The 18,928-nt window shown below is 45.1% G+C and carries 18 protein-coding genes and 1 pseudogene; 14 read left to right on the top strand and 5 right to left on the bottom strand.

Annotated elements, in window-relative coordinates:
• Positions 1-207 precede the first annotated feature (207 nt).
• From nudF to parC, 6 genes are all read left to right on the top strand, one after another.
• A complete protein-coding gene (gene nudF, locus SU60_RS19055) occupies positions 208-855 on the top strand; it encodes an ADP-ribose diphosphatase (RefSeq protein ID WP_041156900.1) in 648 nt (215 codons plus the stop codon).
• Between the two features lie 3 nt (positions 856-858).
• Entirely contained in the window at positions 859-1,302 is a 444-nt protein-coding gene (locus SU60_RS19060; protein WP_041156901.1) for a DUF1249 family protein, read from the top strand.
• 76 nt (positions 1,303-1,378) lie between these two features.
• Positions 1,379-2,188: a 3',5'-cyclic-AMP phosphodiesterase gene (cpdA, locus tag SU60_RS19065; protein ID WP_128814726.1), complete on the top strand. Its 810-nt coding sequence runs from the start codon at positions 1,379-1,381 to the stop codon at positions 2,186-2,188.
• A 62-nt stretch (positions 2,189-2,250) separates the two neighbouring features.
• On the top strand, positions 2,251-2,835 hold the full coding sequence (gene yqiA, locus SU60_RS19070) for an esterase YqiA (RefSeq protein ID WP_041156903.1): 585 nt from the start codon (positions 2,251-2,253) through the stop codon (positions 2,833-2,835).
• 339 nt (positions 2,836-3,174) lie between these two features.
• Positions 3,175-5,055, top strand: coding sequence for a DNA topoisomerase IV subunit B (gene parE, locus SU60_RS19075; protein ID WP_041156904.1), 1,881 nt, complete (start codon positions 3,175-3,177; stop codon positions 5,053-5,055).
• Between the two features lie 3 nt (positions 5,056-5,058).
• The gene (gene parC, locus SU60_RS19080; protein ID WP_041156905.1) at positions 5,059-7,344 is read left to right on the top strand and encodes a DNA topoisomerase IV subunit A; all 2,286 of its coding nucleotides are present in this window, start codon (positions 5,059-5,061) and stop codon (positions 7,342-7,344) included.
• A 41-nt stretch (positions 7,345-7,385) separates the two neighbouring features.
• Here parC and degS read toward each other — a convergent pair whose 3' ends face one another.
• From degS to zapG, 3 genes are all read right to left on the bottom strand, one after another.
• On the bottom strand, positions 7,386-8,450 hold the full coding sequence (degS, locus tag SU60_RS19085; RefSeq protein ID WP_041156906.1) for an outer membrane-stress sensor serine endopeptidase DegS: 1,065 nt from the start codon (positions 8,448-8,450) through the stop codon (positions 7,386-7,388).
• A gap of 175 nt (positions 8,451-8,625) precedes the next feature.
• Positions 8,626-9,993: a Do family serine endopeptidase gene (locus SU60_RS19090; protein WP_041156907.1), complete on the bottom strand. Its 1,368-nt coding sequence runs from the start codon at positions 9,991-9,993 to the stop codon at positions 8,626-8,628.
• A 227-nt stretch (positions 9,994-10,220) separates the two neighbouring features.
• The gene (zapG, locus tag SU60_RS19095) at positions 10,221-10,664 is read right to left on the bottom strand and encodes a Z-ring associated protein ZapG (protein WP_041156908.1); all 444 of its coding nucleotides are present in this window, start codon (positions 10,662-10,664) and stop codon (positions 10,221-10,223) included.
• Between the two features lie 218 nt (positions 10,665-10,882).
• On the opposite strand from zapG, the gene zapE reads away from it, so the two are divergent.
• From zapE to sspB, 8 genes and pseudogenes are all read left to right on the top strand, one after another.
• Positions 10,883-11,986 (top strand): cell division protein ZapE, encoded by a 1,104-nt coding sequence (zapE, locus tag SU60_RS19100; protein WP_041156909.1) that lies wholly within the window; start codon positions 10,883-10,885, stop codon positions 11,984-11,986.
• A gap of 248 nt (positions 11,987-12,234) precedes the next feature.
• Entirely contained in the window at positions 12,235-12,663 is a 429-nt protein-coding gene (gene rplM, locus SU60_RS19105; protein WP_012842158.1) for a 50S ribosomal protein L13, read from the top strand.
• A 15-nt stretch (positions 12,664-12,678) separates the two neighbouring features.
• The gene (gene rpsI, locus SU60_RS19110) at positions 12,679-13,071 is read left to right on the top strand and encodes a 30S ribosomal protein S9 (RefSeq protein ID WP_005372876.1); all 393 of its coding nucleotides are present in this window, start codon (positions 12,679-12,681) and stop codon (positions 13,069-13,071) included.
• Between the two features lie 668 nt (positions 13,072-13,739).
• Positions 13,740-14,330 (top strand): ubiquinol-cytochrome c reductase iron-sulfur subunit, encoded by a 591-nt coding sequence (gene petA / locus SU60_RS19115; protein WP_041156910.1) that lies wholly within the window; start codon positions 13,740-13,742, stop codon positions 14,328-14,330.
• The gene (locus SU60_RS19120; RefSeq protein ID WP_041156911.1) at positions 14,330-15,595 is read left to right on the top strand and encodes a cytochrome b; all 1,266 of its coding nucleotides are present in this window, start codon (positions 14,330-14,332) and stop codon (positions 15,593-15,595) included. The genes petA and SU60_RS19120 overlap by 1 nt, the downstream gene beginning before the upstream one ends.
• A complete protein-coding gene (locus SU60_RS19125; protein WP_041156912.1) occupies positions 15,592-16,329 on the top strand; it encodes a cytochrome c1 in 738 nt (245 codons plus the stop codon). Before SU60_RS19120 ends, SU60_RS19125 begins: the two co-directional genes overlap by 4 nt.
• A gap of 95 nt (positions 16,330-16,424) precedes the next feature.
• Entirely contained in the window at positions 16,425-17,060 is a 636-nt protein-coding gene (sspA, locus tag SU60_RS19130) for a stringent starvation protein SspA (RefSeq protein ID WP_041156913.1), read from the top strand.
• A 13-nt stretch (positions 17,061-17,073) separates the two neighbouring features.
• A pseudogene (sspB, locus tag SU60_RS19135) lies at positions 17,074-17,558 on the top strand (ClpXP protease specificity-enhancing factor).
• A gap of 111 nt (positions 17,559-17,669) precedes the next feature.
• Here the strand turns inward: sspB and SU60_RS19140 are convergent.
• On the bottom strand, positions 17,670-18,314 hold the full coding sequence (locus SU60_RS19140; RefSeq protein WP_041156915.1) for a BON domain-containing protein: 645 nt from the start codon (positions 18,312-18,314) through the stop codon (positions 17,670-17,672).
• Between the two features lie 20 nt (positions 18,315-18,334).
• Positions 18,335-18,925 (bottom strand): phosphoheptose isomerase, encoded by a 591-nt coding sequence (locus SU60_RS19145; protein WP_041156916.1) that lies wholly within the window; start codon positions 18,923-18,925, stop codon positions 18,335-18,337.
• Positions 18,926-18,928 lie beyond the last annotated feature (3 nt).

Raw genomic sequence — 18,928 nt, forward strand, 5'->3', positions numbered from 1 at the left:
ATTGGTTAATTCTCAATAGTTTAACTCAATTTGAACGATATTTACTCTAAACTTTGCATTTTTTTACACGTAATTATCCAATTGTGCAATAAAAAACACTGCAATGCTTAAAATAATTTGTAACTATTGTACAAAAAGTTGAGCCAAGTCCTTTGAGCAAGTGATAAACAATGAGTACACTACAAGATTCACTTAGAGAGGTGTTGAATGCAACAGCGCGATAAACAGCAAGCGGATTTCTCTTCGAAAGATATCGAAATCCTGTCAAAGGAGACTGTGTTTAACGGTTTTTTTAAGATGGTTAAATACCGTTTTAAGCATCGGCTGTTTGCTGGTGGCTGGAGTGATGTTGTTGAGCGAGAGATGTTTGAACGCGGGCATGCTGCAGCTATGCTGCCTTATGATCCAAAAGCGGATCAGGTTGTGATCATTGAACAAATCCGTGTCGGGGCGCTTGAGCATGAAAAGCCGTGGCAGCTTGAAATCGTGGCTGGCATGATCGATAGAGACGAGTCTGTCGAAGATGTTGTCCGCCGCGAAGCCGAAGAAGAAGCGGGAATAGAGGTTGGCCGAGTCATACCCGTTACCTCTTATTATCCATCTTCAGGCGGGTGCTCAGAAAAGTTGGATGTGTTTGTCGGAGAAGTCGATGCTTCTAAAGCGCACGGCATTCATGGTTTAGACTATGAGAATGAAGATATTCGTGTTCACGTCATCGATCGTGAAACAGCTTATCAATGGGTGAAAGAAGGAAAACTCGAAAATGGCGCATCAATCGTTGCATTGCAATGGTTACAGCTAAATCATCAAGAGTTAAGAACGCAATGGGGAAGCGCCCCTAAAGGTGGAGAGTAAGTCATGGCACAGGTGGCAGCCAAACAACGATATCATGTTGACTTAGCGGGTCTAATGAGAACTTATGAGACCAACTACGCTAAATTGAATGCCCTATTGCCTGCATCCGCCAAGGTTGGTGATGTACGCTGCTATCAAGCGGCAAGCATGATTTATCAACTGACCGTGAATGAAATCACAAAATACACCACAGTTGTTGAGATATGTCAGAGTGATGAAACTCCAGTGTTCCCATTACCGACAATGTCTGTCAGGCTTTATCATGACGCGAGAGTGGCGGAAGTATGTTCCAGCGGAGAGTTTTCTCGTATACAAGCTAAGTATGATTATCCCAATGACAAATTGATGCAAAAAGATGAAAAGCATCAGTTAAATACGTTCCTTGGTGAATGGCTGACGTTTTGTCTAAGAAGTGGCATCAGTAGAACGCCACTTGCCTTCAATTAACGGTAACGCCATTAGTGAACGATAACAAATAACGAAGGTCTGTTGACCAATAGAGTGGAAGAGTCAGGTTTTCATTTTGCAATCATCGAGTAGTGACAGCATTAAACTTTTACAGATTACAGATACTCATTTGTTTGCATCAGATGAGGGGAGTTTGCTGAGCGTAAAAACCGCCGACAGCTTTAACGCTGTTGTTGATGACATTTTGCGCCGCAAAGTAGAGTTTGATTTTATTTTGGCGACAGGCGATATTTCGCAAGATCATAGTGCTCAGTCTTATCAGCGTTTTGCTGACGGCATTATGCCACTGAGAAAGGACTGTTTCTGGCTGCCGGGTAATCATGATTACAAACCGAATATGGGAAGCGTTTTACCTTCGACCCAAATTCAAGCGTCTGAACATGTTTTACTGGGTGATCATTGGCAGTTGATTTTGCTTGATTCTCAGGTTGTCGGTGTGCCACATGGGCGTTTAAGTGATCAACAGCTAGCACTGCTTGAAGCGAAGCTCTCTGAGTATCCGCAACGTCATACACTGGTCTTATTGCACCACCACCCGTTGTTGGTTGGTAGTGCTTGGTTAGATCAACATACGTTGAAAGATCCTGACGAATTCTGGCAGGTTGTAGAACGTTTCAGTAACGTCAAAGCAGTGTTATGTGGGCATGTTCATCAAAATATGGACGTTTTGCATAATGGAGTAAGAGTGATGGCAACCCCGTCTACCTGTGTGCAATTTAAGCCGAATTCTGACGACTTTGCATTAGATTGCAAGTCGCCAGGTTGGCGAGAGTTAGAGCTGCACGCAACGGGTGATATTACGACGAATGTCAGTCGACTCCCTGACGGTCTCTTTCAACCGGATTTCTCTTCCAACGGTTATTAGACCAACCCAATTCAAGTTAGCCCGAGCCAGTCCTCGGGCTTGCTTTTTTAGGTGAGATATTTATGAGTAAACCTTCATTATTGTTGTATATCCATGGTTTTAATAGTTCGCCACTTTCACTCAAGGCCAATTTAATGAGAGCGTACTGTGAGCAGCATCGTCCAGATATTAAAGTGATTGTGCCGCAGATGCCGTGTTTCCCTCAGCAGGGCGCTCAACTGTTATTAGGCATTGTTGAGCGTTACAAAGATGATTACCAGATTGGCTTAGTCGGTAGCTCGTTGGGCGGTTTTATGTCAACGTGGCTAAATGATAAATTCGGATTTAAAGCTGTCGTGATAAACCCCGCAGTGAAACCTTATGAATTATTGGTAGACTATTTGGGCGAGCAAACGAATCCGTATACGCATGAAACCTATACACTTGAATCGTGTCATATTGACGAGTTGAAAGCTCTTGATGTACAAAGCATCGCATCGCCTCACTGTTTTTGGCTTTTACAGCAAACGGGAGATGAAGTTTTAGACTATCGTCAGGCCGTCAACAAGTTTGCAGCGGCAAAGCAAACCGTGGAGCAAGGTGGCGATCACAGTTTTGTAGGGTTTGAGCGTTATCCTGCAAAGATTATTGAGTTTTTAGAACTGTAATGAGTGAAGGGCATCGTGATTTCGGACTGAGCTCGTATCACAAACTCCCATCGCTGATAGGAATGATTGGAATGCGCTCATAGTTTTTATTGATTTATCCAACCGTTTCTTGACATAGGAAGAATGCTTTCCGACTATGTTTTGCCATAAAATTTTTAGGGCCTTATCTCCAAGCACCTTGGGGGTGACTTGGAAAGAGAAGACCCTCGCTACTTTGTTGAGCATCACTTTTATAAAAACTTAAAGGTGCAAGCAGAGTAGCTTTTTCGTTTTCTGAGGGCGAATACTCCGATTCGTACCACTCAGGCAACAAATAAACGTTGAGAACAATTCCGTATTATGACTGAACAATATAATGCTGGTGCCATTGAAGTACTGAATGGCTTAGAACCGGTGCGTCGCCGACCAGGGATGTATACGGATACAGCGCGCCCAAACCATTTGGGCCAAGAAGTTATCGACAACAGTGTCGATGAAGCGTTAGCCGGGCATGCCTCAAAAGTACAAGTCATCCTGCATGCCGACCAATCACTAGAAGTGATCGATGATGGTCGGGGCATGCCTGTCGATATTCACCCTGAAGAGAAAGTCTCGGGCGTTGAGCTGATTTTATGTAAGCTTCACGCGGGTGGTAAATTCTCCAATAAAAACTATCAATTTTCCGGTGGTCTACACGGGGTAGGTATTTCGGTTGTTAACGCGCTTTCAAAGCGAGTAGAAGTCACGGTTCGTCGTGATGGCCAAGTGTACGAAATTGCGTTTGAACACGGAGATAAAGTCTCTGATCTGACGGTAACTGGCACTTGTGGTCGCCGTAACCGTGGTACAAGTGTGCATTTTTGGCCAGATACAAAATACTTCGACTCAGGTAATTTCTCCGTCACTCGCTTGGTCAATAACTTACGTGCGAAAGCGGTACTTTGCCCTGGATTGGAAATCACTTTAACCGATAAAGTGAATGGCAAAGACTACAAGTGGTACTACGAAGATGGCCTGAAAGACTACTTGGCGGAAGGTGTAAAAGGATATCCTGTTATTCCAGAAGCGCCGTTTACTGGCGAGTTTTTGGCCGAGACCGAAGCGGCAAACTGGGCAGTTATTTGGCAACCTGAAGGCGGTGAAATGATCACCGAGAGCTACGTTAACCTGATACCGACCGCTCAAGGTGGTACGCACGTTAATGGATTGCGCCAAGGTTTGCTTGATGCTATGCGCGAGTTTTGTGAATTCCGTAATCTGTTACCTCGTGGTGTGAAGCTCACTGGTGATGACGTTTTCGACCGCTGTTCTTATGTGTTGTCAGTTAAAATTCAGGACCCGCAATTTGCAGGGCAGACAAAAGAACGTCTTTCGTCACGCCAAACCGCAGCCTTTGTTTCTGGTGTTGTAAAAGATGCGTTCAGCCTTTGGTTAAATGAAAAGCCTCAGCTTGCAGAACAACTGGCGGAAGTCTGTATTGCCAATGCGCACCGCCGTATGCGTGCTGCTAAAAAAGTAGTGCGTAAGAAAGTGGCATCTGGACCAGCGTTGCCAGGCAAGCTGACGGATTGCTCGGTACAAGACTTAAGCCGCACTGAAATCTTCTTTGTCGAGGGAGACTCGGCGGGCGGTTCTGCTAAGCAAGCGCGCGATCGTGAATTTCAGGCGGTGATGCCTTTACGAGGTAAGATCCTAAATACTTGGGAAGTGTCAGCGGATCAAGTGTTAGCTTCTCAAGAAGTGCATGATATCTCGGTTGCTTTGGGGATTGATCCGGACAACGATAACCTTGACGGACTTCGTTATGGCAAAATTTGTATCCTTGCCGATGCGGACTCGGATGGTTTGCATATCGCAACACTGCTTTGCGCTTTGTTCACGCGCCACTTCCGAGCATTGGTTGAAGCGGGTCATATCTATGTCGCCATGCCGCCACTGTACCGCATTGACTGTGGTAAAGAAGTGTTTTACGCACTCGATGATGACGAGAAAGATGGCATTTTAGAGCGTCTCTCGAAGAAAAAAGCCAAAATCAACGTGCAGCGATTTAAAGGCCTTGGTGAGATGAATCCGCTTCAACTGCGGGAAACAACCATGGATCCGAATACGCGTCGCCTGGTCCAATTAACCATTGATGATTCCGTTGCAACCATGGAAATGATGGATATGCTGCTGGGGAAAAAGCGCGCAGATGACCGCCGCTCTTGGTTGCAAAGTAACGGCGATTTGGCAGAGGTTTAACGAATGTCTACAGAAATTACCTACGATGGCGTTGAACAGTTGCCAATGCGCAAGTTCACAGAAGACGCTTATCTTAACTACTCAATGTACGTCATTATGGATCGTGCATTGCCATACATTGGCGACGGTTTAAAACCGGTTCAACGCCGCATCATTTATGCGATGTCGGAGCTAGGGCTTTCGGCTGCTGCAAAATATAAGAAATCCGCACGTACGGTCGGGGATGTGTTGGGTAAATACCACCCTCACGGAGACTCTGCGTGTTACGAGGCCATGGTATTAATGGCGCAACCGTTCTCATACCGCTACCCATTGGTCGACGGTCAAGGCAACTGGGGTGCGCCTGATGATCCAAAATCTTTTGCAGCAATGCGTTATACCGAAGCCAAACTGTCTAAGTTTGCCGAGGTTTTACTTGGTGAATTAGGTCAAGGGACAGTCGAATGGCAGCCTAACTTTGACGGCACGATGAAAGAGCCGCAAATGTTACCAGCACGCCTACCGCATATTTTGCTCAATGGTGTCACAGGTATTGCGGTTGGTATGGCGACCGATATTCCGCCACACAATGTTCGCGAAATTGCTGATGCGACCATTCACTTGATCGACAACCCGAAAGCGGAATTGCCGGATGTGATGCAATACGTCAAAGGTCCAGATTACCCGACTGAAGCGGAGATCATTTCACCTCAGGCGGATATTGAAAAGATCTATCGCAATGGCCGTGGCAGCATCAAGATGCGTGCAGCTTGGCATAAAGAAGGCTCAGACGTTGTTGTTACGTCGATACCACATCAAGTGTCGGGTTCTAAGTTGCTTGAGCAGATCGCTAACCAAATGCGTGCCAAAAAGCTACCAATGGTTGAGGATTTGCGTGATGAATCGGATCACGAAAACCCAACGCGTATCGTTATCGTGCCTCGTTCAAACCGAGTTGACTGTGATCTGCTGATGAACCATTTGTTCGCGTCTACCGATCTTGAACGCAGTTATCGCGTTAACTTGAATATGATTGGCTTGGATAACCGCCCTCAAGTGAAAGGTCTGGTGCAGATTCTCTCTGAGTGGATCGAGTTCCGCCGAACCACTGTTCGCCGTCGACTGCAACATCGACTCGATAAAGTGATGGCTCGTTTGCACATCTTGGAAGGTTTATTGGTTGCTTACCTAAACCTAGATGAGGTGATTGAGATCATCCGTACGGAAGACGATCCTAAAACGGTGTTGATGCAACGCTTTGGTATTACCGATATTCAGGCGGATGCGATTCTCGATACCAAACTTCGTCACTTAGCCAAACTTGAAGAAATGAAGCTTCGTGGTGAGCAAGATGAACTAGAAAAAGAGCGCGAGAAATTGGAGCAGCTATTGGGTTCTGAGCGTCGCCTCAATACGTTGCTTAAGAAAGAAATCAAAGCGGATGCAGACAAGTACGGTGATGATCGTCGTTCTCCATTAGTCGAGCGAGCAGAAGCGAAAGCACTCACGGAACGTGATTTGATTCCGAGTGAGCCAATCACAGTCGTTCTATCTGAAAAAGGTTGGATTCGTCATGCAAAAGGCCATGACGTTGAAGCTGAAGGATTGAATTACAAGTCAGGAGATAAATACCTCGCGCATGCTCGAGGTAAGAGCAATCAACCTGCCGTGTTCCTGGGCAGTGATGGACGAAGCTACTCGCTTGAATCTCATTCCTTACCTTCGGCTCGTAGCCAAGGTGAGCCAATCACGGGACGTCTGAATATTACTGCAGGTAGCAGTATTCGTCAGGTGATTATGAGTGAAGAAGATCAGCTATGGCTGGTGGGTTCTGATGCGGGTTATGGCTTCGTGTGTAAAGGGGCAGACTTGCTGTCGAAAAACCGCAGTGGTAAAGCACTGGTGACGTTACCTGCGAACGCAGAAGTGATGACGCCAAAAGAAGTTGATAATTTAGATGCGGATGAAATCTTGGCTATCACCAATCAAGGCCGCATGCTGTTGTTCCCAATTAAAGATCTACCGCAACTTGCGAAAGGCAAGGGCAACAAGATCATCAATATTCCAGCCGCAAAAGCGAAAGAACGTGAAGAAGTCTTGTCTCATCTTATGGCGTTGCCGCAAGGGGCATCTTTGACACTCTATGCTGGTAAGCGCAAATTGGGCTTAAAACCGGCGGATTTAGAGAACTTCCGTGGTGAGCGTGGACGTCGAGGCAGTTTACTGCCAAGAGGGTTGCAGCGAGTAACGCGCATTGAAGTTGAGCTTGGTGAGTCGAGCAATACGGACGAGTCAACGAGCAGCGAATAACTCGATGAGAAATAAAAAACCCAGCCACTGGCTGGGTTTTTTTATACTTCTTGCATATCTTCGGCAATAGTGACCTTGAGGGTGATCTCTTTGCCTTGACGAATGATACCAACATCGACCGTTGTACCAGGACGTAAGTCAGTGACAATATCCATCACACTTTGGCGTCCTTGAACTTTGTTACCGTCGATGCTGATAATGATATCCTGCTTTTCGAAGCCAGCTTTACTCGCCGGGCCATTCGGGTCAATGCCAAGAACGACAATACCGCCAATGTGTTCGTTACCCAGTAATCTTGCGGTGACAGCGTTGATATCTTGCCCATCAATACCGATATAACCGCGGATCACACGACCATCGGCAATGATTTTATGCATGATTTTATTGGCAAGAGGTGCCGGGATAGCAAATGAGATCCCGTAGGTTTCTAAATCGGTCGCTTGCTGAAAGGAAGCTGTATTGATACCCACTAGTTCGCCTTGACTGTTGACCAATGCTCCACCTGAGTTACCTTCATTGATCGCAGCGTCCGTTTGAATAAAAGCTTGGCGACCATCACTAATAGAAGAACGCCCGGTCGCAGAGATAATACCAAATGTCGTGGTTTGACCTAAGTTATAGGGGTTACCGATCGCGAGTACCACATCACCAACTTGAGGCTGATATTCTGAATTGAGAGGAATGACTGGCAAGTTTGAGCCTTCCACGCGTAAAACCGCAATGTCGGTACGTTTGTCCGTGCCAACAAGCTGAGCCGCCGCCGCTCTACCATCTTGCAATGCAACGACGATTTGGTCCGCTTGAGCAACCACATGATAGTTCGTAATGATGTAGCCCTTTTCACTGACAATCACGCCAGAGCCCAGTCCTTGCGTAGACAGTTTGCTGCGGTCACTCTCAACATACTTTCGACTGTAAATATTCACCACAGCAGGCGCTGCTTTTCTTACCGCTTGATTGAATGAGATTTCAACAGAAGCAAAATTGCTTGGTTGTGTATCGAGGGCGTCAGGGATAACGTTGTGACGTAAAGAAGGGACAGCCAGCAAGACTATGGCAGCGGTTGCTAAGCCTAAAAAGATAGAACGTAATAAAAAGCTAAGCATATCCTCTCCATACAAAAACGCCAAAAGGGCATCGAAAGGAGAAGAATAGCATTACATTGAAAAATAACAAAAGGGCAGTGCGTGATCGCGCTGCCCTTTTAATGAGGTATAAGCGACAAAGAAAATTATCTTTGAGTCTTATCACGCCCTAGCGTGTATTTCTTCATTGATGCTTCTAACGAATAACCAAGTAGATGGTACGGTCATCTCGTTGAATATTCAGTGCGAGTACGCCTTTTTGCTTATCAACGATCGCACGAAGTTCTGCGAGGTTTTTCACACGTTGGCGGTTAACACCAATGATAATATCGCCTTGTTTTAGCTGATACTGAGCCGCAGGTGAATTGTCTTGCACGCTGGTTACTTTAACACCTTGAATGTCATCGCTTGGTGTTGTATTGCTTAACTCCGCACCTTTTAGTCCCTTGTGTAACGATTCCGCTTTGGCTTTCATATTTGTCGATTCGCCAAGTGTCACATCAAAGGTTTTATTTTTGCCGTCTCGGACCACTCCTAAAGTGATTTCCTTGCCTGCACCTAACGTCGCCACTTTTGCGCGAAGCTCAGAGAAGGTACTGATCGGTTTACCATTGACGGATACAATAATATCGCCTGCTTTTAGGCCAGCTTTGTCTGCGGCACTGTCAGGGACTACTTGGCCAATAAAGGCACCTTTGCTTGACTCGTAACCCAGAGCGTCCGCAAGTTCAGATGTCACTTCACCACCTTGAACCCCAAGCATGCCGCGTTTTACTTCACCAAATTCAAGGATTTGATCCGTGAGATTTTTCATCATGTTTGATGGAATCGCAAAGCCGATACCGACGTTGCCACCGTTAGGGCCGAGAATCGCGGTATTAATACCAATCAGTTCCCCATTTAAGTTAACCAGCGCGCCACCAGAGTTCCCGCTGTTGATCGCGGCATCGGTCTGAATGAAGTTTTCAAAATTCTCAACATTCAAGCCACTACGGCCAAGGGCTGAGACAATGCCTGATGTCACGGTTTGACCCAAACCAAATGGATTACCTATCGCGACGGTAAAGTCACCCACTCGCAGTTTATCTGAATCTGCGATGTTAATTTGCGTGAGATTTTTCGCCTTCTCAAGTTTAATGAGTGCGACGTCTGCCATCTCGTCACCACCGATGAGTTCGGCATCGTATTCACGGCCATCATACAGACGTACGCGAATATCATCCGCCCCTTTAATTACGTGATAGTTTGTCACGATAAGGCCCTTTTTGGCGTCAATGATGACACCTGAACCTAAACCCCTAAATGGACGCTCGCGGGTTTGCTCCATTGGAAAGTCAGGGCCAAAGAAAAATTGAAATTGTTCGGGAATACGACTGGTTTGTACTTGTTTTCCTTCCACCGCGATACTGACAACGGCAGGGGTCACTTTATCCAGCATAGGGGCGAGGCTAGGTAGCTGTTGACCATCCATACTCAGTGGTAAAGCTGCGGTAGCCTGTATTGGCACCAGCATAGAACTTAAACTCAGAGATAAAGCGGTTAGTACAAGTAGTGGTTTTTTCATCCATTAACTCCTCTTGAAACATGTCTGCCTAAAAGAAATATCCGAACTGAACTGTTAGTTATTACTCGTTAGTCACATTAAGGTTAATGAGTAATATAAGGGCTAGTTTGGATAATCAAAGGGGAGGGCAGTCCACTTACAAAATTAGAACAACAATGTTCAAGAAAAGTTCAAAAAGGGTCGAAAAGAATGAAGACTTTTTATCGACCCTTCAGAAAGGAGGGGAGTTATGAGGCCTTAGCAGTTACGACTTCAGGAGCATTTATAATCTCCTTTTCTTGTGTTCTCAACAGACCTGTCGCACCGTTTGCATAGTCTTTGGGTTGCTCACTATATTCAGGCTGGGCTTCATTGATCTGCTCAGTCGACATCGCGGTTTTCTTATCAAACGGGTTATCTTGCTCTGGTAAGTTGGGCAAAAGCTCACATGATGTCTTCGCCATATGTTGGTAAAGCTTGGTGTAATCTTTGCCTAATGTATCGAGCATTTCTGCTGTTTGGGCAAAATGATCAACCAATTCCTGACGTTGCTGCTCGATTGAAAATTTAGCCGACTCTAACTCTTTTTGCACAGCTTTTTGTTTTTTGTACTCTGGGGTGGTTAGTCTACTAATGACTACGCCTACTATGGTACCGACCAGCAAACCCACTATGGCATAAATCCAAGGCATAACTGTTCCTCATCTTTGTTTTAACAACTTTTTTACTGCTTAGTTACACGTGGTGTTCCACCATGTTACTATGGGTTTAACAGCCAATAAAGAAAAATAGCAGTATGTCTGCAGGGACTGATAACTAACTCTCTATTCTTTGGTACCCTCTCGAGATTACGTTGTCTTAATATCCTTGCCAGACGTTTCGCCCTACACTCTAATACGACGTTAATGTAATGACACCACTAAAACGATACCAACAAGATATAGCGCAACATGGCTTTCAGCGTGATGAAGCCCAGTATAAAGCGGTCGTTGCACTGGATAAGCTCTACCATGCCATTATTGATTTTCAATCAACGCCTGTGCCGTCGCTTTCAAAATGGCAAAAATTGATGGGTAAAACGGTTGAATTGCCTCAGCCGCCGAAAGGGTTGTACTTCTGGGGCGGGGTGGGGCGTGGCAAAACCTATTTGATGGATGCCTTTTTTGACACCTTACCAACCTCGCGAAAAATGAGAGTACATTTTCATCGTTTTATGTATCGGGTTCATGACGAGTTGAAGCAGTTAGGTGATGTAGAGAACCCACTAGCCAAAGTCGCTGAAAAGTTTAAGCAAGAGGCAGACGTAGTTTGCTTTGATGAGTTTTTTGTATCGGATATAACCGATGCGATGATCCTAGCGACCTTATTGCAGGAAATGTTCAAGCGCCAAATGGTGCTCGTCGCAACGTCAAACATCGAGCCACAAAATTTGTATCGTAATGGCTTGCAGAGAGCTCGGTTTTTGCCTGCTATAGATATGATTTTAGAACGTTGTGATGTTTTGAATGTGGATAGCGGAGTGGACTATCGATTACGAACACTTGAGCAAGCTGAGATCTATCACTACCCTCTTGACGAGCAAGCGACGCTAAATCTCAATCGTTACTACCACCAACTAGTTGGAGAGAGAAAAGACGCTGCACAACAGATAGAGATTAATCATCGAAATATCGATGTAATCGAAGCCAGTGATGGCGTGTTGCATGCGACTTTTGCTCAGTTATGCCAAACCATGCGCAGCCAGAATGACTATATCGAGATCTCGCGTATTTACCACACAGTGTTGCTTGCGGATGTTGAACAAATGAGTGGTAGGATTGATGACGCAGCAAGACGTTTTATTGCATTAGTTGACGAGTTTTATGAACGCCATGTCAAACTGATCATTTCGGCGCAAGTGCCAATGGAAAGCTTATATATACAAGGACAGCTCGAATTTGAGTTTAGGCGGTGCCTGTCACGTTTGACTGAAATGCAAAGTCATGAGTACCTATCAAGGGAGCATTTAGCTTAATTTCCCCACCGCGAAAAAAATGAAGAAAAAATTAGTGATTTGGCGCAAAAAAAGGTGATTTTTTCTTCACTCTTCTCTATAATCCTGCGACCCACCGTTACTGCAGACCGGATTATCGAAGTTATTTCGAGATTGACGGTCGAGAGTACCAACGACTCGAAGGGGTGATGACTGGGCTCTTAGACAGTGTGGGAACACGAAAGGGTGTTCCTTAAAGTTTAAATTTTAATTAACGGGTTATTATTAGCATGAAAACTTTCGTTGCTAAACCAGAAACTGTAAAACGCGACTGGTACGTTGTAGACGCTGAAGGTAAAACTCTTGGTCGTCTAGCAAGTGAAATTGCATCTCGCCTACGTGGCAAACATAAAGCTGAATACACTCCTCACGTTGACGCTGGTGATTACATCATCGTTATCAACGCTGAGAAAGTTGCTGTAACTGGTAACAAAGCTAAGAACAAAGTGTACTACCGTCACTCTGAATTCCCAGGTGGTCTAAAATCTATCACTTTTGAAAAGTTGATCGATCGTAAACCTGAGATGGTTCTTGAGCTTGCAGTTAAAGGCATGCTTCCACGTGGTCCTCTAGGCCGTGCTATGTACCGTAAGCTTAAAGTTTACGCAGGCGCTGAGCACAACCATGTTGCTCAACAACCACAAGTACTAGACATCTAATTGGGGATTTCGAAAATGGCAGAGAATCAATACTACGGCACTGGCCGTCGCAAAAGCTCAGCTGCACGTGTTTTTATTAAACCAGGCAGCGGCAACATTGTAGTAAACAAGCGTAACCTTGACGAATACTTCGGTCGTCCAACAGCTCGTATGGTTGTACAGCAACCTCTAGAACTTGTTGAACTAACTGAGAAGCTAGACCTTTACGTAACAGTAAAAGGCGGCGGTATTTCTGGTCAAGCTGGTGCTATCCGTCACGGTATCACTCGCGCGCTTATGGAATACGATGAGTCTCTACGTCCTGCTCTACGTGCAGCTGGTTACGTTACTCGTGACGCTCGTTGCGTTGAACGTAAGAAAGTTGGTCTACGTAAAGCACGTCGTCGTCCACAGTTCTCTAAGCGTTAATTTCCTTTTATCGGAAATTATGCTTTCCAGAATTATTCTGGGAATCTGTGTACCAAAAGCTCGGCTCTATGCCGAGCTTTTTTGTTTTTAACCGTTAGTGTTTTTTCTCCACCGACAAGAGGATTTAAAGTCTTTTTTGTTTTCTCCTTTCCTCCTTCCTTATAGCAATCGTAGTAAATCACTGTTTATCGAAGATGTTCACCTCATTCCCGCCCATTTACCTACGCTATTTCTGCTCACTTATTTACGCTGATTGGTATTAATATCCCAGCAACATTTATCTTAATTATTGAAAACTTTTTGGTGTGTTTATTGTGCTACAAAAGTGATTAATTATCGGTTTTGACAATTATTAGGTTAGCAAAGGTCTAGCTGGCATAATTCGCTGAAAATAGCCGGGATAAAAGGTATTTGCGGCTTTTTTCCAGCGCGGGATACTGCGCTTTGTTGTTACAAATCACATCAATTTTTTATAATTCTACTGCTTTTGTGACGCCACGAGCGATTTACCTCACAAATGTTACAAAAAGGTAGCTTTATCTTGTCAAAAAGTAGGGTTTTCTTTATCATTTCCTTCCAATAAATAGAACTAAATTCATAACTTGTTAGCCATGCTCTTAGATGCGGAAGAATAACAATCCAAAGGGAGCAAATGGGAGAATGTTTGGATGAGCAACGCGCCTTTAAATAACGGTCGCAGGCGTTTTCTAACCGCTACAACGGCAGTTGTTGGTGGGTTAGGAGCAGCTGCCGTCGCCGTTCCTTTTATAAAATCATGGAATCCGAGTGCCAAAGCGAAAGCTGCTGGCGCACCGGTTGAAGTGGATATAAGTAAAATTGAACCAGGTCAACTGGTTCGTGTTGAGTGGCAGGGAAAACCTGTGTGGATTGTTCGTCGTACCCAAAGTGTGCTGGACAATCTGAAAACTATTCACGATAAACTTCGTGATCCGCAATCGGAGATGGAGCAGCAACCAGAGTACGCTCAAAATGAGTTCCGCTCGATTAAAGAAGAATTTTTCGTTGCGGTTGGCTTCTGTACGCACTTAGGATGTTCACCGACTTACCTACCTGACTCGTTCGCGGAGCAAGTTCAAGGTGTGAGATCGGGTTTCTTCTGTCCTTGCCACGGTTCTAAATTCGATATGGCTGGTCGCGTGTTCCAGGGAGTTCCTGCTCCGTTGAACCTTGTCGTTCCTAAGCACATGTACCTGAGTGACACGAAGCTCATTGTCGGTGTTGATGAGGGGGATGCATAATGCAAGCAATGTTAGACTGGGTAGAAAAACGTATTCCAGCCATGAATGCTTATAAGAAGCATTTATCTGAATACCCAATGCCGAAGAACTTCAACTTTTGGTACCTTTTCGGTTCTCTGGCGATGTTGGTTCTGGTTAACCAGATCCTAACGGGTATTTGGCTGACAATGAACTACGTTCCTTCTGGTGAAGGTGCATTCGCGTCGATCGAATACATCATGCGTGATGTTGAGTACGGTTGGTTACTACGCTATATGCACTCTACAGGCGCCTCGGCATTTTTCGTCGTGGTTTACCTGCACATGTTCCGTGGTTTGATTTACGGCTCTTATCAGAAACCTCGTGAATTACTGTGGATCTTCGGTATGTTGATCTTCTTAGTGTTAATGGCTGAAGCATTCATGGGTTACTTACTTCCATGGGGGCAAATGTCTTACTGGGGTGCACAGGTAATCATTTCTTTGTTTGGTGCGATTCCTGTTATCGGTGACGACTTAACGCTTTGGATCCGTGGTGACTACATCATCTCTGGTGCAACGTTGAACCGTTTCTTCGCACTTCACGTTATCGCGCTACCAATCGTATTGCTTCTTCTTATTGTTCTTCACGTATTGGCATTGCATGAAGTCGGCTCAAATAACCCGGACGGTATCGAAACAAAATTGCCAAAAGGCTCTATGGGCGACAATTACAAAACGCAATTCAAGTTCCACGATTACTACACGAAGAAATACGACATCATTGACTCTATCCCGTTCCACCCTTACGGCACGGTGAAAGACTTGGTGGGTGTAGCAGGTTTCTTGTTCTTATTCTGTTACGTGCTGTTCTTCAATCCAGAAATGGGAGGATACTTCCTTGAGCCACCTAACTTTGAAGCGGCAAACCCACTGAAGACGCCTGCGCACATTGCTCCTGTATGGTACTTCACTCCGTTCTACGCGATTTTACGCGCGGTTCCGGACAAGCTATTAGGGGTAATCTTAATGGGTGCCTCGATTGCAGTGCTGTTTGTTCTCCCTTGGTTAGACCGTTGTAAAGTGCGCTCATACCGTTACCGTAGCAAACTTCATCTGTTGAATATTATCCAATTCACTATTAGCTTCATTGCTCTGGGTATTTTGGGGGCACTACCTGCCACACCAACGTACACACTACTAGCACAGATCTTTAGTTTGGGTTACTTCATGTTCTTCGTATTACTGTTCTTCTACAGCAAAAATGAAGCAACCAAACCATTACCAGAGAGGGTGACATTCAAATGAAGAAGTGGATTGTAATTCTATTTGCTATGTTGCCATCTCTAGCGATGGCAGCGGGTGCCAACGTGCCGCTTGATAAAGCCCATGTGGACCTGACGGACAAAGCTTCGTTGCAAAATGGTGCGAAGCTATTCATGAACTATTGTTTCGCCTGTCACTCGACGCAATATCAGCGTTATGAGCGTGTCGCGACAGATTTAGACATTCCAGCTGACTTGATGAAAGAAAATCTGATTTTTAACCCAGAGGCAAAAATCGGTGATCTGATGGTGAACGCGATGCCACCTAAGCAAGCAGCAAACTGGTTCGGTGCGCCACCGCCAGACTTAACATTGGTTGCTCGCGTTCGTGGTGCGGATTGGCTATACACATACTTACGTTCTTTCTATGTAGACCCTTCGCGTCCATTTGGTGTCAATAACATCGTATTCCCAAGTGTGGGTATGCCACATGTGCTTGAAGAGCTGCAAGGCATTCCAACTCCAATTTACGATACGCATGTTGTTGATGGCGAAGAGGTTAAAGTCGTTATTGGTACTGAAACCGATGGTACTGGTGAGCTTAGCTCTGGTGAATACGACAAAGCTGTGGGTGATCTGGTGAACTTCCTGGTTTACTCTGGAGACCCGGTTCAACTCGAGCGCCATGCCTTAGGTTGGTGGGTTATGGGCTTCCTTGTATTGCTAACGATTGTTGTCATTATGCTCAAGAAAGAATATTGGCGTGATGTGCATTAATTGTGCTAAAATACCCTGCTAAATCCCGATTTTAATTGATCTACAATGGAGGCTTAGCTCCATTGTTTTTATTTGTAAGTGTACTGGAGGGCTCCATGGCTGTCGCTGCCAATAAACGTTCTGTGATGACTCTTTTTTCAAGTGCATCAGATTTGTATAGCCATCAGGTTCGCATTGTACTAGCTGAGAAAGGCGTAAGTGTTGAAGTGGAGCTGGTTGATGAAGCAAACCTTCCTGCTGAGCTTGTTGAACTAAACCCATATAAATCAGTGCCAACCCTTGTAGATCGCGAGCTTGCTCTTTACGATTCAAAAATTATCATGGAGTACTTGGACGAGCGTTTCCCTCATCCGCCTCTAATGCCAGTTTATCCTGTTGCCCGTGGTAACAGCCGCTTGATGATGTACCGAATTGAACGCAATTGGTATACGCTTGCGGAAAAAGTGATGAAAGGTAATGCAGAAGAATCAGAAAAAGCGCGCACAAAGCTACGTAATGACCTTTTAACTCTTGCCCCAATCTTTGCTGAATACGAATACTTTATGAGCGAAGAATTCAGCTTGATTGATTGTTACTTAGCACCGCTGTTGTGGCGTTTACCTCAACTTGGTATTGAGCTTGTTGGCCCTGGTTCAAAAGAAATTAAGATTTACATGAATCGTGTATTCGAGCGTGATTCATTCTTGGCTTCTTTGACAGAAGCTGAACGTGAAATGCGTCTCGTTCGTTAAGCTGTAAAACATTATGGATATTGCAAAAATGACGGCGCGCGACCATACATGCTTCGTGCATTTTATGATTGGCTTGTGGACAATGATTTGACGCCTCACCTCGTTGTAGACGCAACCATGCCTGGTGTTCGCGTACCCACCGAGTTCATTCAAGATGGCCAAATTATTTTGAATATCGCGCCACGTGCGGTTGGCAATCTAGAGTTGGGTAATGATGCAATTACTTTTCATGCCCGTTTTAGTGGTCGTCCGCATTCGGTAATTGTGCCTGTTTATGCTGTTCAAGCGATTTATGCCCGTGAAAATGGTGCGGGTACAATGTTTGAACCTGAAGAAGCTTACACAAATATCGAAGACGAAGCGCTGGTGGAAGAGGAACCGGCACCTACCTTTACCACGGTAAGTGACGAAAAGCCTGAGACCACCTCTGAGTCGAGTGTCGATGATGTTGACGAGTCTCGTCCAAAAGGTAAACCGAGCTTAAGAGTCATTAAGTGATTGGGTGTTGATATTAGATGTGCACGACTAGCACTGATCTTAACTAAAAAAAGCAGCGATATCGCTGCTTTTTTATTGGTTACCATTTTTATTTGTACCAGAGGAGCGGCGCTAGCTTTCGTTGCTATTGCGCTCCAGTGTTGCACTCTCAGTCGTTTCAGCCTCGTTTGGGATATCAACTTTAACAGGCTCTGCGACTCCGTATTGGAAACCTTTGATTACCTGCTTCACCCCAGAGACATTGCGAGCAATTTCTGTCGCGCGATTGCCCTGTGCGGGCGTTACATAGCCAAAAAGAAAGACTTCGCCGTCTTCGGTTATCACTTTGACTTTCACGCCATTTAATGCGGAGTCGGTCAGTAAGGACGACTTGATTTTAGTTGTGATCCAGCTGTCATTACTCATTTGAGTTACCGTCAGAGGTGCTTTTTGTTTTATTTGGTTATGTAAGGTTTTTACACCATTGATCTTACGTACTCTTGCTTCTAGCTCATCAATTAATTCTTGAGTCGGGACTTGCCCCATGAGAACTACGGAGCCGTTGTAAGAGCTAGCGACAATACGTACTTGACCACGAAATGGGTCTTTATTACCCATTGCTGCTACTTCAAACTCAATGTTGTTATCTTGCCAAATTTGCTTAGTCGAGCGTGTATCTGTAACGATGTTAGCAGTGGTTGCCGCCCCAGCGATAAATATCCCCGCACAGCCACTTAAACTCAGTACGGTCAACAGAATGCAAAGACTACGTATCATGATTCTTACTCCCAACAGGGTTACTCTTCGTGAGCAGGGAAAAGGACTTGGTCTATCAGATCACATAAGCAGTGAAGAGTGACCATATGAACTTCGTGTATGCGTGCCGTGCGATGGGATGGAATGCGAATTTCTACGTCATTCTCACCTAACAACCCCGCCATTTCACCACCATCTTTACCTGTAAGAGCAATAATAGTCATGTCTCGGGTAACGGCGGCTTCCATCGCTTTAATGATGTTTTTACTATTACCACTGGTGGAGAGCGCTAAAAGAATATCGCCAGGTTGCCCAAAGGCACGGACCTGCTTAGAAAAAATTTCCTGATAGTGGTAGTCGTTTGCGACAGCGGTCAGCGTTGTGTTGTCTGCTGTTAATGCCATGGCTGGAAGGCTAGGGCGTTCTGTTTCAAAGCGATTTAACAGGCAAGAAACAAATTGTTGCGCGTTTGACGCACTGCCACCATTTCCACAGCACAAAATTTTATTGCCGTTTAGCAAGCTTGATACCATCGCTTGAGCAGCGTGGGTAATCGCATCGGGCAACGCTTCCGCTGCGGCAATTTGAATTTGTATACTTTCTTTAAAGCTGTCTTTAATGCTTTCTAGCATTGA

It is taken from the genome of Vibrio mytili (assembly GCF_000830505.1).
In the GTDB taxonomy this organism is placed as follows: domain Bacteria; phylum Pseudomonadota; class Gammaproteobacteria; order Enterobacterales; family Vibrionaceae; genus Vibrio; species Vibrio mytili.